Source organism: Streptococcus sp. KHUD_017 (genome assembly GCF_054861245.1).
In genome coordinates, this window is sequence record NZ_CM142175.1 from 1,571,749 (window position 1) to 1,596,821 (window position 25,073).

General features: G+C 40.0%; 23 protein-coding genes and 2 pseudogenes. 6 read left to right on the forward strand and 19 right to left on the reverse strand.

The features are described 5' to 3' along the window. Window positions 1-69: 69 nt before the first annotated feature. From mraY to ACVAMZ_RS07890, 15 genes and pseudogenes are all read right to left on the reverse strand, one after another. Window positions 70-1,050: a phospho-N-acetylmuramoyl-pentapeptide-transferase gene (gene mraY / locus ACVAMZ_RS07820; protein WP_461684534.1), complete on the reverse strand. Its 981-nt coding sequence runs from the start codon at window positions 1,048-1,050 to the stop codon at window positions 70-72. A gap of 1 nt (window position 1,051) precedes the next feature. Next, entirely contained in the window at window positions 1,052-3,307 is a 2,256-nt protein-coding gene (pbp2x, locus tag ACVAMZ_RS07825) for a penicillin-binding protein PBP2X (protein ID WP_461684535.1), read from the reverse strand. Window positions 3,308-3,310: 3 nt separating this feature from the next. Continuing rightward, the gene (gene ftsL, locus ACVAMZ_RS07830) at window positions 3,311-3,628 is read right to left on the reverse strand and encodes a cell division protein FtsL (protein ID WP_461684536.1); all 318 of its coding nucleotides are present in this window, start codon (window positions 3,626-3,628) and stop codon (window positions 3,311-3,313) included. A gap of 9 nt (window positions 3,629-3,637) precedes the next feature. Continuing rightward, the gene (rsmH, locus tag ACVAMZ_RS07835; RefSeq protein WP_075228524.1) at window positions 3,638-4,588 is read right to left on the reverse strand and encodes a 16S rRNA (cytosine(1402)-N(4))-methyltransferase RsmH; all 951 of its coding nucleotides are present in this window, start codon (window positions 4,586-4,588) and stop codon (window positions 3,638-3,640) included. Between the two features lie 71 nt (window positions 4,589-4,659). Continuing rightward, window positions 4,660-6,483: an excinuclease ABC subunit UvrC gene (gene uvrC / locus ACVAMZ_RS07840; protein WP_461684537.1), complete on the reverse strand. Its 1,824-nt coding sequence runs from the start codon at window positions 6,481-6,483 to the stop codon at window positions 4,660-4,662. Window positions 6,484-6,601: 118 nt separating this feature from the next. Continuing rightward, entirely contained in the window at window positions 6,602-7,447 is an 846-nt protein-coding gene (locus ACVAMZ_RS07845) for a CPBP family intramembrane glutamic endopeptidase (protein WP_461684538.1), read from the reverse strand. A 49-nt stretch (window positions 7,448-7,496) separates the two neighbouring features. After that, window positions 7,497-7,817, reverse strand: a pseudogene (locus ACVAMZ_RS07850) (HD domain-containing protein); the annotation flags it as partial. After that, a pseudogene (locus ACVAMZ_RS07855) lies at window positions 7,797-8,087 on the reverse strand (hypothetical protein); the annotation flags it as partial. The pseudogenes ACVAMZ_RS07855 and ACVAMZ_RS07850, both read right to left, overlap by 21 nt. Window positions 8,088-8,156: 69 nt before the next feature. Next, window positions 8,157-8,858: a M57 family metalloprotease gene (locus tag ACVAMZ_RS07860; protein ID WP_461684539.1), complete on the reverse strand. Its 702-nt coding sequence runs from the start codon at window positions 8,856-8,858 to the stop codon at window positions 8,157-8,159. Between the two features lie 106 nt (window positions 8,859-8,964). Beyond that, entirely contained in the window at window positions 8,965-9,744 is a 780-nt protein-coding gene (locus ACVAMZ_RS07865; RefSeq protein WP_461684540.1) for an alpha/beta hydrolase, read from the reverse strand. 68 nt (window positions 9,745-9,812) lie between these two features. Beyond that, window positions 9,813-11,474, reverse strand: a complete 1,662-nt coding sequence (locus ACVAMZ_RS07870; protein WP_004251767.1) for a ribonuclease J — start codon at window positions 11,472-11,474, stop codon at window positions 9,813-9,815. A gap of 324 nt (window positions 11,475-11,798) precedes the next feature. Beyond that, window positions 11,799-12,461: a COG3942 and LysM peptidoglycan-binding domain-containing protein gene (locus tag ACVAMZ_RS07875; RefSeq protein WP_461684541.1), complete on the reverse strand. Its 663-nt coding sequence runs from the start codon at window positions 12,459-12,461 to the stop codon at window positions 11,799-11,801. Between the two features lie 187 nt (window positions 12,462-12,648). Beyond that, complete coding sequence (gene recJ / locus ACVAMZ_RS07880; RefSeq protein WP_461684542.1) at window positions 12,649-14,868, reverse strand: single-stranded-DNA-specific exonuclease RecJ; 2,220 nt, start codon at window positions 14,866-14,868, stop codon at window positions 12,649-12,651. Between the two features lie 196 nt (window positions 14,869-15,064). Continuing rightward, window positions 15,065-15,502: an Rrf2 family transcriptional regulator gene (locus ACVAMZ_RS07885; RefSeq protein WP_461684543.1), complete on the reverse strand. Its 438-nt coding sequence runs from the start codon at window positions 15,500-15,502 to the stop codon at window positions 15,065-15,067. Between the two features lie 70 nt (window positions 15,503-15,572). Then, a complete protein-coding gene (locus ACVAMZ_RS07890; protein WP_461684544.1) occupies window positions 15,573-16,412 on the reverse strand; it encodes a metallophosphoesterase family protein in 840 nt (279 codons plus the stop codon). Window positions 16,413-16,557: 145 nt separating this feature from the next. Between ACVAMZ_RS07890 and ACVAMZ_RS07895 the strand changes: the two genes are divergently transcribed. From ACVAMZ_RS07895 to ACVAMZ_RS07910, 4 genes are all read left to right on the forward strand, one after another. Next, window positions 16,558-17,010 (forward strand): universal stress protein, encoded by a 453-nt coding sequence (locus ACVAMZ_RS07895; RefSeq protein WP_006155803.1) that lies wholly within the window; start codon window positions 16,558-16,560, stop codon window positions 17,008-17,010. A 476-nt stretch (window positions 17,011-17,486) separates the two neighbouring features. Continuing rightward, on the forward strand, window positions 17,487-18,050 hold the full coding sequence (amaP, locus tag ACVAMZ_RS07900) for an alkaline shock response membrane anchor protein AmaP (protein ID WP_461684545.1): 564 nt from the start codon (window positions 17,487-17,489) through the stop codon (window positions 18,048-18,050). Window positions 18,051-18,062: 12 nt separating this feature from the next. Then, window positions 18,063-18,233: a DUF2273 domain-containing protein gene (locus ACVAMZ_RS07905; protein WP_006144923.1), complete on the forward strand. Its 171-nt coding sequence runs from the start codon at window positions 18,063-18,065 to the stop codon at window positions 18,231-18,233. A gap of 13 nt (window positions 18,234-18,246) precedes the next feature. Continuing rightward, a complete protein-coding gene (locus ACVAMZ_RS07910) occupies window positions 18,247-18,840 on the forward strand; it encodes an Asp23/Gls24 family envelope stress response protein (RefSeq protein WP_461684546.1) in 594 nt (197 codons plus the stop codon). Between the two features lie 75 nt (window positions 18,841-18,915). On the opposite strand, the gene ACVAMZ_RS07915 is transcribed toward ACVAMZ_RS07910, so the two are convergent. Beyond that, window positions 18,916-20,310 carry a Cof-type HAD-IIB family hydrolase gene (locus ACVAMZ_RS07915; protein ID WP_461684547.1) on the reverse strand — a complete coding sequence of 465 codons (1,395 nt, stop codon included), beginning with the start codon at window positions 20,308-20,310 and terminating at the stop codon, window positions 18,916-18,918. Between the two features lie 65 nt (window positions 20,311-20,375). Between ACVAMZ_RS07915 and ACVAMZ_RS07920 the strand changes: the two genes are divergently transcribed. Beyond that, entirely contained in the window at window positions 20,376-21,338 is a 963-nt protein-coding gene (locus tag ACVAMZ_RS07920; protein ID WP_461684548.1) for an asparaginase, read from the forward strand. A 38-nt stretch (window positions 21,339-21,376) separates the two neighbouring features. Here ACVAMZ_RS07920 and ccpA read toward each other — a convergent pair whose 3' ends face one another. Continuing rightward, entirely contained in the window at window positions 21,377-22,384 is a 1,008-nt protein-coding gene (gene ccpA / locus ACVAMZ_RS07925) for a catabolite control protein A (protein WP_247921901.1), read from the reverse strand. 204 nt (window positions 22,385-22,588) lie between these two features. Between ccpA and ACVAMZ_RS07930 the strand changes: the two genes are divergently transcribed. Next, window positions 22,589-22,906 (forward strand): DUF960 domain-containing protein, encoded by a 318-nt coding sequence (locus tag ACVAMZ_RS07930; protein WP_247921903.1) that lies wholly within the window; start codon window positions 22,589-22,591, stop codon window positions 22,904-22,906. 33 nt (window positions 22,907-22,939) lie between these two features. Here ACVAMZ_RS07930 and ACVAMZ_RS07935 read toward each other — a convergent pair whose 3' ends face one another. Both ACVAMZ_RS07935 and folK read right to left on the reverse strand, forming a co-directional pair. Beyond that, window positions 22,940-24,223 (reverse strand): DUF308 domain-containing protein, encoded by a 1,284-nt coding sequence (locus tag ACVAMZ_RS07935; protein ID WP_461684549.1) that lies wholly within the window; start codon window positions 24,221-24,223, stop codon window positions 22,940-22,942. Beyond that, window positions 24,216-25,037 carry a 2-amino-4-hydroxy-6-hydroxymethyldihydropteridine diphosphokinase gene (gene folK, locus ACVAMZ_RS07940; RefSeq protein WP_461684550.1) on the reverse strand — a complete coding sequence of 274 codons (822 nt, stop codon included), beginning with the start codon at window positions 25,035-25,037 and terminating at the stop codon, window positions 24,216-24,218. The genes ACVAMZ_RS07935 and folK overlap by 8 nt, the downstream gene beginning before the upstream one ends. Between the last annotated feature and the right edge of the window lie 36 nt (window positions 25,038-25,073).

A 25,073-nucleotide genomic window follows, 5' to 3' on the forward strand; every position in this document is an offset into this window, starting at 1 on the left:
AACTGAAGAAAATAGGAACTAAAAAGAGAAGGGTATAAATCCTTCTCTTTTATATTCCAATATTCTATTTTAGAATAAATACATGAAAGCCAAGGTGACGAGACTAGCAAGCAAGCCCACTCCCCAAAAGAAGAAATCGACTTTCCACTCACTCCAGGCTTGACCTTTACCAGAAAATCCACCCAACTCAAAATGGTGATGAACTGGTGTCATTCGAAAGATACGTTTCCCGCCAGACAACTTAAAGTAGGTAACTTGCATCATGACAGATGTTGTTTCAAAAACATACACTATACCAATCAGGAGTAGTGTCCATTCTTGGTGCAGCGCCATAGAAATTGCAGCCAACATCCCTCCAAGAGCAAGACTTCCCACATCTCCCATAAATACTTTTGCTGGTTTACGGTTAAAGATAAAGAAACCAAGAAGCCCACCAATCATGGCTATAATGACTAGCAAGATATCCACCTGATTTTGAACATAAGCAATGACTCCATAAGCAGATAAGCTAATCACTACTGAAATACTTGCCAAGCCATCAATTCCGTCAGTCAAATTAACAGCATTTGAAAAACCAACTAACCAGAAGAGAGCAAAGAATATATAAAGAAATCCTAAGTGCAATGGATACCCAAACACATTTAAAATATCTCCTCCTCTTTCATAAAAGAAATAGAAGATAACTCCTCCTATCAACTGAAGCAAGAGTTTTTGTTTAGGATTGAGCCCTTCGTTGATTTTACGGAAAACTTTGAGGAAATCATCTAAGAAACCAACCAAACCATATAAGACTAGGATAAAGAGGATCATTCCTACATTATTCGTTAGTTGATTGGTCAAAAGAGCAAGAACTAAACTAACGAAAACACTTGTTACGAGAAAGACAATCCCTCCCATTGTCGGCGTCCCAGCTTTAGCCTGGTGTTGTTTCACATCCTCGTGCATCTGCTGACCGGTAATTTGTGCTTTGTGGTAAAAACGGATAAAGGCTGGAATTCCTACTACTGTGAGAACAAAAGTAAGGATTCCAGGAAAGATAGAAACTAGCATCCTAATCTCCTAATGTTATTTTTATTTTTTGTAAATCTTTTAAAGCTGTATTAGAACGAACATTTTGTTTTTTAACAATTTCTCCTGAACCTTCAAATTCAACTTCAAGATTCAACCATTTGGCAAAGGTTTCAACATTTTTCTTAGACCAGCCATATAAGTCAGGCATCACTTCTACCTTATCTGAAAGGAGTAAGATTTGTTCGTTGGCATCTAGATTTGTTCCTTCTGCTACTGAACTGTCTTTGATTTTTGTCCCTGAACCAATAACGATCGGTTGAACAAGGTTGCGTCGCAGTTCCTCTGCCATGTCTCCAGGACTATAGTCTTTGGTCGCTGGCATTGCATAACTAGTTGTAGTTGTAACTTGATCCAGATTTTTAGCTGTTGACTGTAGATTAAGAGATTCTTTCATAGCAGAAGCTCGTTCAAGAATAGGATTAGCAAATTCTCCAAACCAAGGTGTAGAAAAGTGTTCTGGCTGTTGAACTGTCACATAGAGAATAAAATCAGGATTTTCAGAAGGATGCATGGTTACTACAGAAAAGATATAATTGGTTTTCCCAACTAAGTATCCACCTTTTTGCTCATCTGCAATTTGAGCTGTTCCAGATTTGACAGAAACAGTCTGACCAGGAACAGTAATTACTGGTTTATTATCATTACGATTATACATGGTCCCATAAATAGGGTCTGTACCAACCAAAATCATGTTTTCCCTAGTCAAACTAGCCGCTTCTTTAGAAACAGGATTCCCTACAACCTCTCTTTGTGATTTACGAACAGTCTGATCATTTGGATCATAGAGGGCACTAATAAACTTCGGTTCTAGCATAACCCCATCATTAGCAATGGCTGTAAAAGCGCGGAGCATCTGGGTGTGGGTAACAGAGATACCTTGACCAAAAGCACTCATGGCAATATTAACGACGTTATCTGCAGGTAGTTGTCCAGCATACTCATCGGGCATTCCAAAACGAGTTGGAACCCCAAACTTAAATCGATTGAGGTATTCTAACCAAGTAGCATCCCCCATCTTTTGTTCGAGCAAAGTCATACCCACATTACTTGAGTGAGCAAACCCTTGTAAGTAAGTCATTATACTTCCAGCTGATAAGCCATCATTAACATCCCAGTCCCTGATAGTTGCATCTGCCACCTTCAACTCACTGCTATTAAAATATTCTCCCCCGGAGAATGTTCCGTTGTCAATAGATGCCGCTAAAGTCATAACTTTCATGGTTGAACCAGGTTCGTAATTGCTCTGATATAAAAGGTCTCGCCAAACAAAATCCTCAGTAATACCTTCTTTTGTATCCGCATCAAAAGTTGGTCTCTGAGTCGTTGCCAAAATTTCCCCTGTCTTAGCACTAACCAAGGTAGCATTCATATACTTGCCTTTTAGTTTTTCTTGGAAGGCATCCATTTGACTTTCCATAAAGGACTGCAAAGGACTAGATAGGGTCGTATAGACGTCTTTCCCGTTTACAGTCTGTCGGGTAACTTGCTCCGTACCTGGAACAATATTTCCTAAGCGGTCTTTTTCATAGGTAATAATACCATCTGTCCCTGCCAATAAACTATTTAAGGAACTCTCAATACCCGATGTCCCAATTAGACTTTTAGTGCCATCTTCATTTTCATGTAGCTGGGCTAAACCAATAAAGGATGAGGCAAATTTCCCATTTGGATAACTTCGATTGGGACTAGTCGTAAAATTAACACCCTCGACCTTAGCGGCTTCCAAGTCCTGTTTAATGGACATCATATTAGCATAGGTAATCCCATTTCCTTTAGCACCAAAAGAAACTTGTTTGAGATTTGGTTGAGAGAGTTGGTCTTTGACGTAAGTCTCCTCCATATCTAAATATTTATGAAAAATTTCTGCCACTTTATTGTACTGAGATTCTTCTACATAAAGAACATCACCATTAGCTGACTTATATTCTTTATCTATTACAGCATAAACATTATAAGAGGTCGCATCTTCTGCGATGGGAGTTCCATTACGGTCATAAATGGTTCCCCTCTTAGCAGGAACTGTCAGAGTTGTTTGGTGAACCTTACTAGCTTCTTTGACCAGGTCAACGCCAAACTTCTTCCCCGTACCAATAATCACCGCAAAGTTAACCAAAAAAACAGCAAAGAGAAAGACGGCTAAGAGACTAAGGCTCTTCCCAACTCGTCTGCGGTTTTCAAGGGGAGATTTGCGATTCTTAATGGCAAAGTGTACTATTTTTTCTTTCCAGGTTTTCATATACTACTCCGCCGATCGGATATTTTCATTGTTTAGTTGCAGTTCTTGCGAATCCGCAATCCCTGACAGTCGTTCTGAACGGATCAATTCATTGACTTCTTGCTTAGCATCATCCAACTCCGTTTTCTTTTCTTCAATTTGAGCATTAACAGTCGTTAGTTCACTCTGGACTTGTAAAAGCTTGGTTTGCATATAGACCACACTGATGGCTAAGACAAGGGCTGTAATGGCAATTGAAAGGTAAAAGGCCTTTTCAACACGTGAAAATCTCTTGATACGAGCTTGCAGTAATTGGCTCGTCGTTTCTCTTTTGTCTACCATTTTATCCCCTTACTTGTGAATTTTTCGAGCTACTCGTAGCTTGGCTGAGTGGGAACGATTATTGGCCTCCAACTCCTCCTTGCTTGGTAGAATCGGTTTGCGAGAGACTAATTCCATCTTAGGCTTGAGATCATCCGGGATGAATGGCAAGCCTTTTGGAACTTCTACCGTCGAAGCTTCCTTGAACAATTGCTTGGTCAAGCGATCTTCCAGCGAATGAAAGGTAATGACTGAGATTCTTCCGTCCACTGCTAGTAATTCCATAGCTTGTTGGATGGACTCATCTGCAGCTCCAAGTTCATCATTGACCTCAATACGGATGGCTTGGAAAATTTGTTTGGCCGGATGACCTTTTTTCTTGAGTTCCTTGGCAGGCTTAGCAGACTTGATAATCTCGGCCAATTCTGTCGTTGTCTCAATCGGCTTCAGCTCACGCGCCTGTTCAATCTTCCGAGCGATCTGCTTAGAAAACTTATCTTCTCCATATTTGAAAAAGATTCTTACCAGGTCATGATAGTCATAATGATTGACAACCTCATAAGCGGTCAAACTAGCTTCCTGATTCATCCGCATATCCAGCGGCGCATCTTTTTTATAAGAAAAACCTCGCTCACGCTGATCCAATTGCGGGCTCGAAACTCCCAAGTCATAACAAATGCCATCAATTTCTTCTACACCTGCTTCCTGCAAACGTGCCTGCAAATGACGGAAGTTGTCCTTGATGAAGGTGACCATTCCTTTTTCGATATAAGGCGCCAGACGTTTTTGCGCATTGTCAATGGCATTCTGGTCCTGGTCAAAGGCATAGAGATGCCCCTTTTCACTTAATTTACTTAATAAATACTCGCTATGGCCTGCTCCACCCAAGGTCGCATCAACGTAAATGCCATCAGGCTTCACATCAAGCATATCAATGGTTTCATGGAGCATGACCGTTACATGATGAAATTCTTTTGTCATATCTTATCTATTTTACCACAATTCTGACTAGCTTGCACTCGCTAAAGCAAAAACCTTTTCTTACTACTTTATCACTTGTATTCAGCAGGTGACTCAGCTACCTGAGCTAGTTCTACTCGTTCTTGGGGATTCAAGTGTTGGTGAACAGCCTCTGCTACTGCTCTTGGTATGCCAACTTCCACAATTTCATCCACACTGGCTTCCTTGATTTTTGTCAGAGATTTGAAATATTTCATCAAGTTCTGCTTGCGTTTTGGACCCAAGCCTTCAATTCCATCCAATTGAGAGGAGAAAGAATTTTTAGAGCGCAGTTGACGGTGGAAAGTGATGGCAAAACGGTGCACCTCATCCTGAATGCGTTGCAGGAGGAAAAATTCTTGAGAATTGCGAGATAGCTCTACCACCTCAAGCGGATCTCCGAAGAGTAATTCATGAGTTTGGTGCTTATCATTTTTTTGCAGACCTGCGATTGGAATATCTAACCCTAACTCTTCTTGAATAACCTGCTTGGCAATATTTACCTGACCTTGCCCTCCATCAATGACAATCAAATCTGGCGGGGTCAAGCCATCACGCTGGACGCGACCATAGCGTCTGCGGATAACCTCTCGCATACTTGCGTAATCATCTGGCCCCACAACTGTCTTAATCTTATACTTGCGGTAATCCTTCTTGCTCGGTTTCCCATTGACAAAAACAACCATGGCAGAAACAGGACTAGTCCCCATGATATTGGAGTTGTCAAAAGACTCAATGCGGACTGGGGTCGGAATTTGTAGAAGTCGGCCAAGGTTTTCAATAGCACCTTGAGTCTTTTCAACTGATTTCTCTAACAGATTAAACTTCTGCTCTAAACTAACACGAGCGTTTTTGATAGCCAGATTAACCAGTTGCTTCTTCTCCCCTCGTTGGGGCTTGAGAACCTTTGTATCCACCAAAGCCTTGATAGCTTCTTCGTCAATATCTTGAGGGATCAGGATTTCATTGGGTATCAGGTGAGATTTCTCCTGGTAAAACTGCCCTACATAGGTCAGGAAATCCTCGTCTGGATCATTGTAGTAAGGGAAGAGATTGACGTCACGTTCAATCAGTTTACCTTGACGGACAAAGAAAACCTGAACACACATCCAACCCTTATCCACGTAGTAACCAAAGACATCACGGTTTTGGAGGTCTTTAGCCATGACTCGTTGCTTAGTCCGAAGGGTGCCAATAGCCTGAATCAAATCACGGTATTCCGCGGCACGTTCAAACTCCATACTTTGGGCTGCCACAGCCATCTTCTCCTTGAGGTCATCAATGATTTTATCGTCTTGTCCCTTGAGAAAATCAGAGACTTCTTGGGACATAGCTTTAAAATAGGCTTCATCCTTGCGACAAACCGTATGAGCCATGCATTGGCCTATGTGGTAATAAAAACAAACCTTGGAAGGAGGGTTGGTACACTTGCGAAAAGGGAAAATCCGATCCAATAGCCGTTTGATTTCATTGGCTGCCCCCACATCCGGATAGGGACCAAAATAGAGACCTCCGTCTTTTTTGACCTGACGTGTGATAATCAAGCGAGGATAGCGCTCATTGGTGATTTTGATGAAAGGATAGGACTTGTCGTCCTTGAGCATAATATTGTACTTAGGCTTGTTTTCCTTGATAAGATTAATCTCTAAAAGAAGCGCCTCAATATTAGACTCCGTGACAATAAACTCAAAATCTACAATCTCAGACACCAGGGCTTCTGTCTTGGTGTCATGGCTCCCACGGAAGTAGGACCGCACCCGATTGCGCAGATTTTTAGCCTTTCCTACATAAATGATAGTGCCGTTTTTATCTTTGTGAATGTAACAACCAGGGCTAGTTGGCAAGAGCTCCAGTTTTGATTTAATCAAGTTATTCATACTCTCTATTATAGCAAAAAAGAGAGGCTATGCTCCTCTTATAATGTTATGTCATATCATTCGTTTTAAATCGTCGTTTCATAAACTGTTAAAGGGTTTCGAAATTTCTAATGGAGATTTATAATTCGTTATCTAAAGTCTTTGACTTTCTTGTATATATGCTCAAAACAATTACAAATGACAACAACTGCCACAGAAGGATTCTTACTATCTGCAAACTATCTGCTTCAGAATTTGAAACCACGTGAACTAGATTTGAAGCAAGATTGTTTAAAAAATGATCTCCTAACCCAAACCATAAGGAACCTGTCATTTGGTAGAGTAAGGACCATTTGATACTCATCATTCCCGCTAAGATAACATAGCCAATGCCCATGACGATGAGATTTACGAGTGACGATTCTCCTTGAAGATAATCTCTTAAGGGCATTACCAAGTGCCATATTCCAAATAGGAAGGCTATAAAGAAGAGACTCTTGCGGTAAGAAAGCCCTTCAAGAATTTTTGTGAAAAGGCCACGAAATATTCCTTCTTCCATCCAGACATTTATCAGGTTAAACAACACACTTGAGAGAATAAGTAAGATTCCTGCTTGAGATACTTTTTCGTTTGTTAAGGAAAAACCACTGGCATAAAACGATAAGTGAACATTACCATGAAGAAACAAGAGAACAATGCACTCAACTGTATATGCAAAGACGGAACACACTAAACCAAAGAGCAGACCCTTCCCTATACCACTCACGGTTCCGTCAGAACTGAAACCAATATCTTTCCATCTTAATTTACAAATTGAAAGGATTCCCCACAGTAGAAGAATTCCAAAAAGCTTATGTAGAAAATTCTCAGATAAGAAGGTTTCATCTGTCCTAATATAAAAGTATTCAATTAGCCTTGCTACTGAGCAGATAACAAATATAATTGAACAACTTAAAATAGGTTTCTTTATTAGTTGATTTAGCATATCTTCCTTTCAAATAAGTCTTTTATAAAAGTTAATTTCAATATTTCACTCAGTCCAATTCCTTCTCTAGTTCTTTTAGAAAGGTGATTAAAAATTGATGGCGACTTTCTGCCATTTGTTTGACAGTCTCCGTGTTCATTTCATCTTTTAAGAGGAGCAACTTGTCGTGGAAATGTTGGACGGTATCAGTAAGTGGTCTCCCTTTGTGGCCACCATAGGAAAAAGTTCGCGCAATTCCTACAGCTCCTATCGCATCCAGGCGGTCTGCATCCTGGACAATCTTGCCTTCTAACGTTTCTGGATGTTTACCGCGATTTTTGCTGAAAGAAACAGCATTGATAACCCGACAAATCTCCTCTATCTGCCCTTTGAGGAAATCAGAACCCCCATGATCCATGCCCTTGAAATAGGCCTCATCCTTGTGGCAGACCGTGTAGGCCATACACGGCCCCAAATGGTATTAAAAGCAGACCTTGAAAGGCGGATTGGTACACTTACGGAATGGGAAAATCCGATCCAAAAGTCGCTTGATCTCATTGGCCGCCCCTACATAGATGATTGTGCCGTTTTTATCTTTGTGAATGTGACAACCAGGGCTAGTCGGCAAGAGCTCCAGTTTTGATTTGATCAAGTTATTCATAGTTCCATTATAGCAAAAAGTCCCCTGTATTGCTTAAATTAGAGAGCTCCAGTTTCCTTAGAAAATCACTTATTCCCCAGACTCATATAGTTCTTGAACTTCTTTTACATCTTGAGCTTGGATTCCATAATAGGAGCCTGCTGGTTGCATAACCGAAACTTCATTGGTGTGTTCCAAACCAATCGCATGACCTAGTTCATGCTCTGCTGTATGCATGATACGATCATAGGTATAGCCATAGTTTGGATTGGATAAATAATAATGATTCAAGCGAACGGTCACTGAAATGAATTGTTTGGTTAGGAGGTTTGTCTGACTCTCCGCCTCACCTGCTACAGCTGTCGAACCATCATTCATTTCGGTAGCGAAAATATCTGCCTGATCAGCTTCTGTTACAAGCTTAAAGTTAAAAGCCCCTGTCTGGTTCCAGTTAGCAATAGCTTCAAGGTAGGCCTTTTGGAAAGTGGCATCCATTTGAGGATCAATATAGATAGTTGCTTGCGCCTTTGACCATTTTGCTCCTGAATCTTGATGATGATCTGTCTGAGATAAACCTTGCAACTTGCCAGTTTCTTGCCATTGATTCCAACCTGCTTGGCCGACTCGAACCACTTTGCTAACTTGATTTAAAGTAGCAGGTAAATCACCTGTCACATACCAGAGAATCCCAAAAGTGATGAGAATGAAGAAGATAAGCGTCCATACAAGGCGCCAAAACATACGCAAAATCCATAGTAAAAACCGACATAACACACGAATAATCCAGCCCATAATTGCCCACCTTTCTAAAAAAACAAGAACCCATCTTTAAGCCATGGATTCCCATTCTAAAGATAGATTCTTAATTCTACTAAAACAAACTGAAAGAAAGCTAAAATTAAGACAAGCGTTCTTCCAACACAAAATCAATTGGCAGTGTAGCCAAAAACCGTTCCAATTGCTTTTCCCAATAATACCACTCATGGGTTCCTGCACTATGGCTATAGGTCACATCGAAACCAAGTTTCTTAAGATTTTTAACTGCTAGATTATTGGCAGAATAGAGATAATCTTGTTCGCCACACCAAACCCAGAGTTTGGTCTCCTTGTCTGACTTTTTGGCAAGAGTCTCAAGCGAGTAAGGGCTATTCACCCAATCATTAACTTTGCCAAAAACACCTCGCCAGTAGGCACGCGTTCCTAAATCTTGACTCTCAGGAGAAAACTCCTCGAAGCTAAGCGCCCCAGAAAAGCTAGCGGCATGGGAAAAACGGTCAGTTGACAGTGCTAACTTAAAGGAACCGTAGCCACCCATTGATAAACCAGCAATGAAGGTTTTATCTCGCTCGTTGGTCATATTGGGGAAGAAGCGTTTGAGCACCTTAGGCAATTCTTCTGCTAGAGCTGTGTAGTAGTTATAGCCATACTGAGTATCTGTATACCAGCCGTTGTTTGTATTTGGCATGACAACTATCAGATTGGTCCCACGTAGCAAGCGCTCCACATTGGTTCGCTTGAGCCAGCTATTATGATTTCCTGACATCCCGTGAAGGAGATAAAGAACAGGGATATCTGTTGAATCTGGCTCCTCAACTCGAGACGCATCGGGGTAGAGAACATTCACACCCCACTCCATATCTAAAATTTCTGAGTAGTACTCAATCTTCATTACTGCCATAACTTGCTCCTTATTCGTTTGAGATAAGAAAAAGCCGAAACTCGACTTTCTCTCTTGCTATTTAATCCTTATTTTGCTTCCATGACTACTGGTAAAATGGCTGGACGACGTTTCGTTTGTTCAAAAAGGAATTTAGCCAAATTGTCACGAACCTTACCTTTAAGATCAGCCCAGTCAAAGTCCTCCCCTTGGAGATAGTCTTCAACTGTTTGGTTCACCAACTCTGTACTTTCGCGCAGAATATCTCGACTCTTCTTGAGGTAGACAAAGCCACGTGTATGCACTCGTGCTTTGGCAATGATTTTCTTCTCGCGACGGTTAACAGTGATAGCCACGATGAAAATACCATCTTCTGACAAGACCTTACGGTCACGAAGAACAACATTACCAACATCCCCAATGGCATTTCCGTCAATCAAGACATCACCTGCAGCAACTGCACCAGACGGGACAAAGTCCCCATGTTCATAAGACATGGTTGTGCCCTTTTTCGGGATAAAAATGCGTTCTGGCAACAACCCAACAGCCATAGCAGCCTTGGCATGAGCGTCCAACTCACGGTATTCACCCTGGATTGGGAAGAGATACTGAGGTTGCAAAAGATTAATCATCAATTGCAGATCACGCGCATTCCCATGTCCTGATACACGCAAGCTTTGAGTGATCGGTTTAACGACACCACCTGCTTGGTAGACCATATTTTCTACACGTGCCATAACAGCTTCTTTAGCGATTGATGGCGTTGTAACGATATAAACCAAGTCTCCATCCTTGATTTCAACATAGCGGTGACGACCGATTGACATTTTACGGAGTCCATTAATTGGTTCACCCATACGACCGGTTTCAAGGATGATTAACTCGTGGTCTTCAAAACGAGACATATCTTTAGGTTTAATCAAGAGACTTTCGTTAGCCAATGACAATTTTTTCAAGCGAATAGCTGTACGAACGATATTTTCAATATCAAATCCAGTCAAAACAACACGACGTCCTGTCTCTGCAGCAGCATCAAAGACTTGCTGAATGCGAGAAAGGTTACTTGCAACAGCAGCTACAATGATACGTCCATCCCAGTCAGAAATGGTTTGTGTAATTTCATCACCAACTTCACTTTCGCTAGCTACTTGAATATTACTGTCTGCGTTTGCTGAGTCGCTTAGAAGAGCTAAAACTCCTTCGCGACCAATTTCTGCTAAACGACCAAAGTCAGTTGCATATGATTCGCTAGCCGTTTGGTCAAATTTGAAGTCCCCTGTATAAACGATACTTCCTTCAGATGTTTTCAAAACGACACCCAGACTCTCTGGGATAGAGTGAGTTGTGCGGAAGAAGGAAACCTCCGTACCGCCAAAGTCGATTTCTGTATTTTCATCAATAACATGGAAATCATCGAATTTTTTAGCGCTATCATTCCCCTTAACAAAAAGCTTAGCAAGCTCAATTGTCAACTCTGAGCCAAAAACAGGAACTTTCACTTCTGACAAAAGATAAGGAAGAGCTCCAATCGCATCCGCATGTCCGTGCGTTAAAAAGACACCTGCAATACGGTCACTATTTTCAAACAGATATTCCATATTTGGAATAACGACATCGACACCCAACTGCTCATTTTCAGGATATTTTAAACCTGCATCTAAAACGAAGATAGAGTCGTTAATTTCTGCGATGTACATGTTTTTCCCGTTTTCTCGAACACCGCCCAAAGTTGTTAATTTAATATTGGTCATTTTCCCTCCGAAGTATTACTATAACGTGTTTGTAGAGTCTTCACAACTCTCTTTTTTTAAAAGTCCAATTTACTTTTACCCGAATCTTTTCCTCTCATTATACCATTTTTTTACTAATTTTCAAAATGAAGATAGGATTTCAACTAGAGAACATTCACTCTAATAGCCACATCGGGCTTCCTTTGTTCTTTTTTAAGCTTCGTCTAAAATCATTAAACGATTAAATCGAATGAAGCTCCGAAATTTCTAGCTGACCAAAATCCTAAAAACTAGGCTGGAGTACATAAAAAAAGATTTAGAAGCTCTAAATCTTTTTAAGTATCTTTAATTTGGATAAATGTATCTTACAGTACCTCTTGATGCTATCGGATTAAACCATCCACGATAGTTTCCGATTGGTTGAGTTCCACTACCATCATAGTTTGCTTCCAATACCTGGATAGAATTTTCACTTTGTACATCTGTCACATAAGCAACGTGTCCATATTCACCACCGTCCCAAACGGCGATTGCGCCTACTACTGGAACATCTCCTACACGATAACCTTGAGCACTAGCATAAATCGCCCAAGTATTAGCATTTCCCCACCAGTTGCTAGCCCAAGGTGCCAATTCTTTTACGCCCCATGTACACTGACCAATAGGGTATGAGTTCCCGTAGTTTGTAGGAGTATTTATGACAACATCATCAGCTGCTACCCCATTCACAGTACTTGTTGCTTCATAAGCCGGAGCATTATATGTATAGCTAACTTGAGTTGGACCACTCACTTCTAGCACATCACCAGGGTGGATGGTATCAAAAATGCTTTTCCCATTATTAGCTGCCAACTCATAAGGATCCATACCATTTGCAGTAGCAATACCAAAAAATGAATCACCATCTTGGACAACGTAAGAAGCTGCGCTAACAGTTTGAGCACCAACCGTCGCAAAAATAGCTGTAGATGTTAAACCAAGAGTCAGTTTAGCAACTGTTTTTTTCATAACAATTTTCTCCTAAAATTTTATTGATAATTTTTTTTATGTTGATAAGAGAATCATACCTGATTTACATGTCAGTTGTTTTAGATTTTTGTTGTAGTCATGTTACAAATCTGTATACTTTTACTACATAAAGTTAAAAATCACTTACAAAAAGAGACTGAAATAGGTTACTTCAGCCTCCTTATATTTATTTTTTCATCAAGAAATCATAGATTTCCTGTACTGTACCTAGTGCCATCATTTCTTGGTCTTTAACAGTTTGCTTAATATTTTGATAAATCTGACTTTCAGCAATATCCCGCTTGGCAGCATCTTTATTTACTTTCATTACACCATTCTCAATTGTGACAAAACCAAGTTCTTCAAAAATCTGAATCATTTTGACTAGCAAGATCTGTTCTATCTTCAAATAAGCTGATAAGTCCTTGAGCTTATAACGAATATCAAATTCTGGGAACTGGTAGATTGTCTTATAAAGCTTAGCGAATTGCTCTCTTGTACCATAACCTGTCAAATAGTATGCTTTAGAGATATCATTTTTAAAGTAAATAGCAGAGAAATCCTGTTCTTGCAACACTTGTTTGAGAAGACTGAGATCCTCGGGAATATTTTTTACAACGATTGCTGGGCTAGAAAGCATTTCTGGTAAATCACTGGTAAAATCTAGGACAGGCACTCCCTCTGGTAGCTCTACACTCTTACTACGGATGTTAAAAAGTTGAACACCGTCCACACGGGCATCTACCATCATCAACTGGAGGGTTGTTTGCCCATTCCATTGGTTAACAGAAAGGGTAACTGCCAATTCCAGTTGTTTTACCTGAGAAAACTCTGTAGCCTTTGATCCTTGACCAAAAGCTACTACCTCAAAGCTCGCGGTCCCTTTGGAAATCTTTAATTTTAGATGACTATCTCCCGCTCCCATAGAACGAGCATTTTCAACTTGAAAATCTCGAATATAAAAAACAGGTTTTTGGTTATCCATTCCAAAAGGAGCTAATCGTTCAAAGCTTTTAACCGTCTCTAAACTTAGGCTTTCCAAATCTAATTCTTCATCTAGATATAATGTATTCTTGCCCTTGGCATCTATCCCTTTGTCTTTTACATAGGTTTCTAAAATTTCCGATAAGGCGTCTAGCTGTTCCGCTTCAAGTGTCATACCTGCAGCGCCTGCATGCCCACCAAAGGCGATAAAAAGTTCCCGATGCGGATCCAAGGCTTCAAAGATATCGACTGCTTCAATACTACGAGCACTCCCCTTGGCACGGCCATCTTCAATATTCAGAACAATAACTGTCTGCCCTAATTCTTCCAACAAGCGACCAGCTACAATCCCAAGCACTCCTGGGTTCCAACCTTCTTTGGCTAAAACTTGAACACTTTTTTTAGGGTCTACCAAACTTTTAGCTTCTTCATAAATGGCTTGAACGATTTCCTTGCGTTCTTCATTTTTTTCTTGAATCATGAGGGCAATCTCACGCACCTCTTCATCATCAAAGCCAGTTAGTAACTCAATAGCAGGATTAGGATCATCCAAGCGCCCTAGGGCATTCAAGCGAGGCGCCAACTGAAAACCAACCGTCTCTTCTGTAAGGTCACTACTAGAAATCCCTGCAATTTCAAATAGTTCTTGAAGCCCTATTCGTTGGGTGTTGTGTAAAACTTCTAGACCATATTGAACCATGATGCGATTTTCATCTGTCAAACTGACCATATCAGCAATTGTCCCAATAGCAACCAAATCAAGCAACTCAACCTGTACTTCCTCCAAGAGAGCACAAGCTAGTTTAAAAGCAACTCCACAACCTGCTAAATGTTTAAATGGATAATCTGCTTTTGGGTGTTCAGGATGAACGATTGCATAAGCATCAGGTAAGACCTCCGGTAGAGAATGGTGATCCGTTACAATAACATCTACTCCCATAGATTGAGCCAAGTCAATAGCCTCATGACCTGCAACTCCATTATCCACGGTTACAATCAAGGATATCCCTTGTTGCTCAATGAAGTACTTGTAAACACTGGCATTAGGACCATAACCATCTGTAAAACGATTAGGAAGATAGACTAAACACTCAGCTCCTAATTGTTCTAATGTTTCTTTAAGGATAGAAGCTGATGTCATCCCATCTGCATCGTAGTCTCCATAAACGAGAATAAATTCCCCCTGCTCTATAGCACGACGAATACGATTCACTGCCTTATCCATATCGTGGAGAAGATAGGGATCGTGTAAATCATCTAGACTTGGTACCAAAAAACGAGACAAACTATCTTCATCCTTAATACCACGGCTAAATAATAAACGAGCAGCTTCAGGCCCTAGCCCAGCTTTCTTGGCGATTTTTGTAAAATCTGCATCCTCAACTTGAGGTGCAAATTGCCAATTATAAGTCGGAATTATCACACAAATATCCACTCTTTCTTACGATTCTATTTATTTATTATAACATGATTTTTGTTTTTCTCTTGCTAATCTAACCACATTCCTGGCTAAATTCTCAGGCCACTTCAACTAACACCCAGCATATTTAATTACGAAAAAAGCACCTAAACAACCAAGCTTTTCAGCTTAGCAATTCAGGTGTACCTTATTTTAAAATTTATTCTTTTATTCTCGCTTCTGCATCTGCCACTACTTGAGCAAGACTGGTTTTGCTCAGCTCCTGCTCCATGGCTAGCTGAATCTTTTGTAATTTCTCATCTAAAACACCATGGATATTGGCTCCTACTGGACAGTCAGGATTAGGATTATCATGGAAACTAAAGAGTTGTCCAGTCTTTCCAAGGCATTCCATCGCTTGATAAATATCCAAAAGACTGATATCCTCAAGATTTTTGATAATTTCTGCCCCTCCAGTCCCACGCGCGACGGAAATCAAGTCTGCTTTTTTCAGTTGAGACAAAGTTTTTCGGATAATAACAGGATTGACTCCAACACTACTAGCTAGAAAATCACTAGTCACCTTGCTTTCCTTCCCTTTTAGGACAATGATTACCAACATATGTGTCGCAATGGTAAATCGGCTTGAAATTTGCATGCAGTCCTCCTTTATTATCAACAAAGCTCATTCTTCTCTTATATTTATTATATCTCCTAGAGTTGTAATGTCAAGAGTTACGACTAAGCCAGTCGTCCAATTCAACATCATGTCCTTGACTCTGGGCGATTTCATGCAACAAGTCCTGATTATGGGTATGGTGAATTCCATTGACTAAGCTTTCATAGTACACCTCATAGTAGGGCAATTTCAAATCTCTAGCCAATTGTAATTCTGACTCAACATCGTAATCAACGCGACGAAAATCTATATCCTTCAAACCTTTGTTATCAAATTCCAAAATCATATATTGGGCTCGCAAATCCTCACGTAGATTTGCAGATAAAAAGAATGGTTGCCCAATCGAACCTGGATTTAAAATAAGTTGCCCACCACTTCCATAGCGAAGAAACTGCTGATGAATGTGTCCATAGATTGCAATATCACAGTCAGGATTGGTTACCAAACGGTCAAAATCCTCCTGCTTGCCAAGATGGATCAGTTCTCTTCCCCAATTTTTATCCGGCAAATGATGGCTTATCCCTACCTTCAGATTTCCAAACTGGCGGTGTGTGTGCATGGGAAATGCCTGTAGAGCTTCAATATCATCTAGACTAATTTCTTCCATAATATACTGGCATTGGCGCAAGAGGTAGCGATGGCTAGGTCTACTTGTATCTAATTTTCGATGAGCAGCCCGCCATAAACTCTCTTCCCAATTCCCCAGAACTCGAATCGTAATCGGCAAGTCCTCTAATCGTCTGAGAATATTTTTTCGTCCTGTCCCAGGCATGAGAATATCTCCCAAGAGCCAATATTCCTCAGCGCCTGCCTTCTCTGCATCTGCTAAAACAGCTTCCAGTGCTCTTGTATTTCCATGGATATCTGAAAGTACCGCAATTTTTGTCATATAATCCCCTCTTGCCTTCTCTCCTTTAATTATAGCACTCTCAAAACTAAAGTCAAAAAGTCTCTTTTTTGCTATCATGTTTTACTTTACTTTTTTAGTGAAAAGGATTACAATGAAGGTGATAAGAAATGAGGAGGTTTTTGATATGACACAACGTTACGAAAACATCATGGTAGCAGTCGACGGTTCTAAAGAAGCTGATTTGGCTTTTATCAAAGGAGTTCAGTCAGCATTACGTAACCAGGCTAAATTAACCATTGCGCATGTAATCGATACTCGTGCTCTTCAAAGCATTTCAACATTCGATGCAGAAGTTTACGAAGAGTTACAAGTCGAGGCACAAGAGTTGATGGCAGAATATGAAAAGCGTGCAAGAGACGCTGGTCTTAAAGATATTCAAGTTGTCATCGAAATGGGAAATCCTAAAACTCTTTTGGCTAAAACAATCCCTGATCAAGAACACGTTGATTTGATTTTGGTTGGAGCAACTGGGCTTAACGCCTTCGAACGTTTGCTTGTCGGATCTTCATCAGAATATATCCTACGCCATACAAGTGTTGACCTTCTCGTTGTTCGAGACAAGGATAAAACTTTATAATGAGAACAAAAGAGGTCGGGAAAATCCCGGCCTCGCTTTTTATTAGTGATAGCCTTTTATATAGCGAGGACTATATTCGTCAAAAAATCCTAAACTAATCTGTAAAGTAAAGGAGAGGATGTTCAAAATTGACGGCGCTTTCAAAAAATGCTATACTAAAAACAACTGAGAATGTAATCACAGTTTAGAAAAGGAGACCCATTGTTTTGCCACTTGTTATAGACAACTTGGCATTTTTACGTCTAAGGGTATCATACATTTTGTTTTGAAACTACTTACTCCATTTTCCTAGTTCTCTATTAACAATCCCTCGGGAATATGAGCCCTTCGTTAACTAAATTAGCTAACCTCATCTATCATAGTAGCACTTTTCAAAGTTACTAATTCCGTATTCTTCTATCTTGAAGATGATAGATTGTTGTACACCTCCCTAAACTGTTACAATAATCTATGAGATTAATTCGAAAGGATTGTATATGTCAAAAACAAAGAAAATACTTTTACTTATTTTCTGTATTCTTATCTTGACAGTCTTTCTCCCCATCTTGGTTGATTACCAACAAGCAAGTGACCTAGGCATTCAATTGTTTAGCTGGAGAGAATGGAGTTTTGCTGCATTCATTTCTAAATACATCTTTTGGGGGACATTAATCCTATCAGTATTAGTTTTATCATCAATCCTAGTTATACTATTTTATCCTAAGCAATATCTGGATATTCAATTAGGTACTAAAGATGATAAGCTTAAACTAAAAAATTCAGCTATTGAAGGGTTCGTTAGATGTGTTGTTGATGAATATGAGTTGATTAAAAATCCAACTATCCGTGTAAATATCAGAAGAAATAAATGTTTTGTTTACGTGGAAGGTAGAATAATTACTTCAGACAACATCTCTACTAAGTGCCAGTCAATTCAAAATGAAATAACTCAAGGATTAAGGCAGTTTTTTGGTCTTGAACGTGAGGTAAAACTTGAAGTTTTGGTTAAAAACTATCAACCTCCAACTCAACACAAGAAAACTACAAGTCGTGTAGATTAAGGAAGTGAAAAGATGGAATTACTTAAAAAGTATCAGTATCCAATTTTATCAGGCTTAATAGGTATTATTCTAGCTTGTTTAATTATTTCCTTTGGTTTCTTCAAAACACTATTTGTTTTGATTTTCGGAGCTTTAGGAATTGTAATTGGATTATATATCCAAAAAAACTATATAAATAAATAATAAGGAGTTGCATATGTCAAACTTGGAAAAAAACGTTTCTACAGAAAAAAATGAATCTACTGCTACTACTCATGAAGTAAAAGGAAGCCTTACTTATGAAAATAAGGTTATCCAAAAAATTATTGGTCTAGCACTAGAAAAAGTACCTGGTCTTTTGGACGTTGATGGAGGATTTTTCTCTAATTTAACTGAAAAAATTATTAACACAGATAATGTTACTCGTGGAGTTAATGTTGAAGTTGGTAAGACACAAGTTGCTGTCGATTTGAATGTTGTTGTAGAATACAAAATTAACGTTCCTGAACTATACAACAAAATTAAAAAAGTTGTCACTTCTGAGGTTTCACAAATGACAAATCTTGAAGTTGTTGAAGTAAATGTGAACGTTGTTGATATCAAAACAAAAGAACAATTTGAAGCAGATTCAGTGAGTCTTCAAGATAGAGTAACTGACGTAGCAGAGTCAACAGGTGAATTTGCATCCGAACAATTTGAAAAAGTTAAAACTGGTTTCAGTAGTGGTGTATCAACTGCTAAAGAAAAAGCAAGTGAAGGTGTCGAAGCTGTAAAAGATGTAACATCTAAAGAAAAAAGTCGTGTAAACTAGCTCCAAAATCTAATATGAACAAAAATACCTATTGAATAAATCCAATAGGTATTTTAATTTTTCATCTTGGAGCTTCTAACTCATTCTATTTTCTCTTTCCTTATGACGTTCATAAGCCTTGATTTGGCGCTCTATTTCCTTTTTGATTGCAGGCTCTGGAGCGTACTTTTCTTTCCAGTTATCTGGTTTCAAGATTTTGTGGGTTACTGGATCAAAATGAGCCTTACCATCTGGGAAGATTTTACCCATGTTTGCTTGATGGACAATCTCAAAAATTCTCTCTGGGTCTACCCCCATTAAAACGAAACTTCCATAAGTAAAGTAGAGTGTGTCAATCAAAGCATCCACTTGACCAACGAGGGTTTTCTCAGCTGGTGTTGACTGAGATACTTTTTCGGCAGCTATATCAAGTGCTTGGTGTAAATCCTGCACAGCTTGTTGGAATTCCTCTTCAGAATTGCTTGCAGCACGGACAAATTCAACTAACTCTTCAATCTTAAAGCCAGCACGGTGGGTCGCCCCTTCTAAATCCCAAGCTATAGGTTCTTCTTGAGTTCGCTCATCCATCATACGATGGAAGGTCTTAACCTTATTAAAATGATAGTCACGACTGACAAAGACTTTTTCAGAAGACAAAACTCCAAAATATTCCAAAGCCTTGTGAATCCCATCGTTTTGGTTGCTGGCAGTAATATGCTTGGCAACTTCTTTTACGCTGCTACTACCATTTCCCATGGCAACAGACATCCCAACACCAGCCAACATTTCCAAGTCATTATCCGAGTCCCCAAAGGCCATGACTTGATTGAGTTCAAAACCATACTCTTTTCCGACACGACGGATACCCTCTAACTTAGAATTTCCTTGATTGATAATATCGGCCGCGAATGGATTACTTCTGGTGAACTTCAGATTGTTTAATTCTTCAGCAGCATGGTTAGTCTCCTCAGGCGTCATCAACATAAGCACCTGATAGATCGGTTGATTGATTAAGTCCAACAAATCATCTTCCTTCTGAGGAAGGGCCTTACTGACCATACGATTAAAGGAATGACTAACAGTACGAGTCAAAAATTTAGGTACAAATCGACTAACTAGCTGTGAAAGAGGGCTGAGTCCAAAGGACATAATCCGAGAACCGACAACGTCTTGTCGCGTTCCCATGGCAATCTCTTTTCTATTTTTCTTAGCATAAGAGATGATTTGTCTGAGGCTTCTCTTATCAATAGGGCTAGCAAAAAGAACACGATCTTTGTTAAAGATATATTGGCCATTGTAGGTCACTGCAAAATCCAGATCCAAATCATCCATCAAATCCTTAACAAAAAAAGGTCCTCGCCCTGTTGCTACACCAACAAGCACCCCTTGTTCTTTCACAATCTTGATAGCTTCCTTTGTGGACTTCAAAACACTCTTACTGTCATTTACAAGCGTTCCATCAATATCAAAAAACACAGCTTTGACTTCCATTCTATCTCATTCCTTTCTTTTATGATACAATGATTATACCACATTTCAGAAAAAGTGAGTGAATCATGACTAAGAAAATCCTTGTTTTACATACCGGTGGCACTATCTCCATGCAGGCAGATGAATCTGGAGCTGTAAGGACTAGTGCTGATAACCCTATGAATCATATCTCTAATCCTCTCGAAGGTATCGAAGTCCATTCCTTGGATTTTTTAAATTTGCCCAGCCCATACATCAAGCCTAAGCATATGTTAGCCCTCTACCAAAAGATTAAACAAGAGGCATCGGCCTATGATGGTGTTGTCATTACACATGGGACAGATACACTAGAAGAAACAGCTTATTTCCTCGACACCATGGAGGTACCTCATATGCCTATCGTCCTGACAGGTGCTATGAGAAGTTCCAATGAACTGGGAAGTGATGGTGTCTACAACTATCTTAGCGCCTTACGCGTTGCGAGTGATGATAAGGCTGCAGATAAGGGTGTGTTGGTCGTTATGAACGATGAAATTCACGCCGCCAAATATGTCACAAAAACGCATACTACTAACGTTAGTACCTTTCAAACACCAACTCATGGACCACTCGGACTCATTATGAAGCAGGAAATTCTCTACTTCAAAACGGCAGAACCTCGTGTTCGTTTTAACCTTGAGAGCATTCAAGGGTTGGTCCCTATTATCCCTGTTTATGCGGGCATGACCGATGAACTTCTCGATTTACTTCCTGTTGACCAACTAGATGGATTGATTATTCAGGCTTTTGGTGCTGGAAATGTACCAAAGGAAACAGCTGAAAAATTAAAATCTCTCAGTCAAGCAGGACTTCCTATTGCACTAGTCTCACGTTGTTTCAATGGAATTGCAGAACCTGTTTACGCCTACGAAGGCGGTGGTGTTTGTCTTCAGAATGATGGTGTATATTTTGTAAAAGAACTAAACGCTCAAAAAGCACGACTGAAGCTTCTTATTGCAATCAATGCTGGACTTAAGGGCGATGAGCTCCAAGCTTATATGGAAGGATAAAAAAATCCTAGGAAATCATCTGACTTCCTAGGATTTTTTTAGTCTTTTCGGGTTGATTTGCGCTCTGTCAAACCATGAGGTAGGAGGACTTCACGTTCTTCTAATTCCTCTTTATGCATAATTTTAGTTAACATACGCATACTAATCGCACCTAAATCATACAAGGGTTGTGCGATAGTTGTAAGGCTTGGTCGAGTAAAGCGAGCGATTTGAGAATCATCACTCGTAATGATTTCAAAGTCTTCTGGTACTGAAACTCCATGATCAGCCAAGCCGTTCAAGAGACCAGCTGCCAATTCATCACCAGTCACAATCGCTGCAGTTGCTTTTGAAGAAACTAAGCGCTCTGCCAGAGCATAACCATCATCATAGCGATATTTAGATTCAAATACAAGTCCTTCACTATAGTTGACTCCTGCTGCTTTCAAAGCTTCTTTGTAGCCAACCAAGCGAATTTTACCGTTAATATCATCTACCAACGGGCCACTCACAAAGGCAATTTTTTTGTTACGCTTCAACAAATGGCGAACAGCATCCGCAGTAGCATTCTTATAATCAATATTAACACTTGGAAGCTGGTGTTCTACATCCACTGTTCCTGCAAGAACTACAGGGGTACGTGAACGTGAAAACTCTGAGCGAATTTTCTCTGTTAAGTGATAGCCCATAAAGATAATACCATCAACTTGTTTTGAAAAGAGTGTATTCACTACTGCCACTTCTTTTTCATCGTCCTCATCACTATTCGCAAGGACGATGTTATACTTGTACATCTCTGCAATATCATCAATCCCTTTTGCTAGCGCAGCAAAATACGTGTTAGTGATATCTGGGATGACAACCCCAACAGTTGTTGTTCGTTTGCTTGCCAAGCCACGAGCTACTGCATTTGGGCGATAGTCTAGGCGATCAATCACCTCTAGAACTTTCTTACGAGTGTTTTCTTTGACATTCTTGTTGCCATTGACTACACGACTGACAGTTGCCATTGAAACTCCTGCTTCTCGGGCAACGTCATAAATTGTTACTGTATCATCTGTGTTCATACCGTTTCCTTTCTAATGTTGAAAATTTTGTTTTCATGTTTACACCACTACTAGTTTACCACTAATTGTAAGCATTTTCAAGGACTAATTAGACTTTCTTTGAAAAAATTTCACATATAATCATATTTTTGTAAATTAGTTTACTTTTCTTGATTTTTAGGCCAGTTTGCAGTATGATAATAAAAAATTAAGTAGGAGGCATGGATGGCTTTTACGGATTCACATAGACGTTGTGCCAGCTTTGGTGTGGTAACAAATCTTCCAGACGATGTGATTGACTCAATCTGGTACATTATCGATCATTTTTTAAAGCATGTTTTTGAATTAGAAGATGAGTTGGAATTTCAGCTCTTAAACCATGACGGCTCCATCACCTTCCGTTTTTCAAGTCAACATCTACCTACAACGATTGACTTCGATTTTAGTCACCCCTTTGATCCATTATATCCACCAAAAGTACTTGTCATGGATATGGACGGCAAGGAAACGATCCTTCTCCCTGAAGAAAATGACCTATTTTAAAAACTCTAGTCTCCTGACTAGAGTTTTCTTTTTCTAATAAATGGAGCGACTAACAACCAGACCATTGGGTTTTGTATACTCTAAGTCAAGGTAATCCTGGTAAGTCCCTGGCACAATGAAACCTTGGGGACTCAATATATCAGTCCCAGCTTTTCCCACGATAGAGTCTGCCAGTAAAACACAATTGGTACTGAGAACAAAGTAGGTCTTGAATTCAGATGAGCTGAATTTATAAAGCGTCGCATCTGCTTCCTGTTTCAGCTGGTAGGAGTAGGTATGCTTGACCTCGCCCTCTCTTCTTTTCATCAACTGCGAGCTTGGCTCCCAAGGAATTAACAGGCCTTCTATCTCTGCTAAACGATCCTGGATAGCAGCTTTCTGTTGGTCTGTCAAACTCAGACCATAAGCAAACAAGGTCTTTTGACTTTCCCTCTTACAAAGTTCAATATATTTTTCTCGATTGGCCTTAAACAAGACACCATCTCCGACCATGCCAAATAGACGCTCCGATTGGGGATCATACGAACCATAGGAAATAACCTTCCCTTGATAACAAATATCCACATGTCCCATTGCGAGGAAAAATGAGGTTTCTGAAGTATGGACAAAAATCTCCAGATCAACCGTCTGGTCGTTTTTTCTTTCTGAATGCACTTCTCCTTCTTGGCCTTCATGATTTGACAGCCACTTATTCAGTTTACGCAAGGTGCTGATAGGGATTAGAGTTGTCACAAAGATTGGCAAAGTCATTCGCATTCGACGCTTCAGCTTGGGATTGTTTTCAATCCTCTCAAAAAAGAAACCATCCCGAAGACTGCTTGCTCCTAGCATGAGCAAGTAACATCCAAGCAAGAGCAATTCAAAATTCGCCGCATCGTGAAAAGGAGAAATGCTATAAAGACCAAATCCTATCATCCATACAGCATCGAAGAAATGATGGAGTCGAGGGTGAATGGCATTTTTTCGATAGAGAAACCAGGTAACAAGACTAATGCCACCCGTAAACAACTGATAGCTCGCAATGACAAAAACTAGGAGATAAAGGGCGATGTCTTGCAAGATGATGGAGTCAAACACGAGAGCCGCAACCACCAGCTTAGCCAAGGTTACAAGGATATTTTCTCTACGTTTTTTATCCTGAAACCAGCGAGTCAATAATTGCCAAACCGCTGACAAGGAAAAGTAGCCGATCAGCAACTGGTACCCTATCCGTGGAACAACTTGTCCAAAACGAATCAAGAGAATCCCTAAAGTAATAGCAAGCAGTCCCTCCCCAATACTCTTCCACTTGCTATAGGTCTCGGATAGTTTAGGCATTTCCTTGCTCCAACTGGTTAAACAAGTGACGAATTGGTTGTCCCAAGACTGGATGGATAAAATGTGGGGCTATCTCTTGAAGTGACTCTAGGACAAATAAACGCTCAGCGATATAAGGATGTGGCAAGATAAGCTCATCTGTGTAGATGACTTGGTCCTCGACAAAGAGCAAATCTAAATCAATCAAACGAGGTCCCCAATGCACTTCCCTGACTCGTCCCATCTCTGACTCAATGGCCAACAAGGTTTCTAGCAAGATTGGAGCCGGCAACCAGGTTTCCACTTCAATGACCTGATTGGCAAAACTATCTTGCTCTACACCACCCCACGGATCAGTTGTAATCACACTGGACTCTTTGAGAATACGAATCCCGCGAGCACTCATGTTAGCAATCGCGTGTTTGAGATTAGCCTTTTTATCTCCCATATTACTTCCCAAGGCAATAAAGGCTCGCTGCTTACGGCGATGGATGGTTACTGAACAGGTCTCCAAGGGTAGATGAACTGGCGCCCAAGGTTTTTTAAGTTCTAGCTCAATCTCTTGAACGATAGGGTAAGTCTCAAATGTACGCTCGACAAGTTTGTAGGCTACTGTTTCAATCAAGTCCTCAGTGTTTTCCTGAAACCACGTCGTCCATTGTTGACATAGCTCTCCGTAATGGATAGAAGACTCTAAGTCCAATTCTGTCGCAGCCTTGGTCATATCATAGGATAAGCTAGCTGAAATGACAAACTTTTGCCCCAGTTCTTTCTCACTAGGAAAGAGTCCGTGGAAGGCAAAAATTTCTAGATTTTTAATCTGCAGTTGATCCATAACTAGTCCTTTCTAGAAACATCCGCTTGAAGCGAA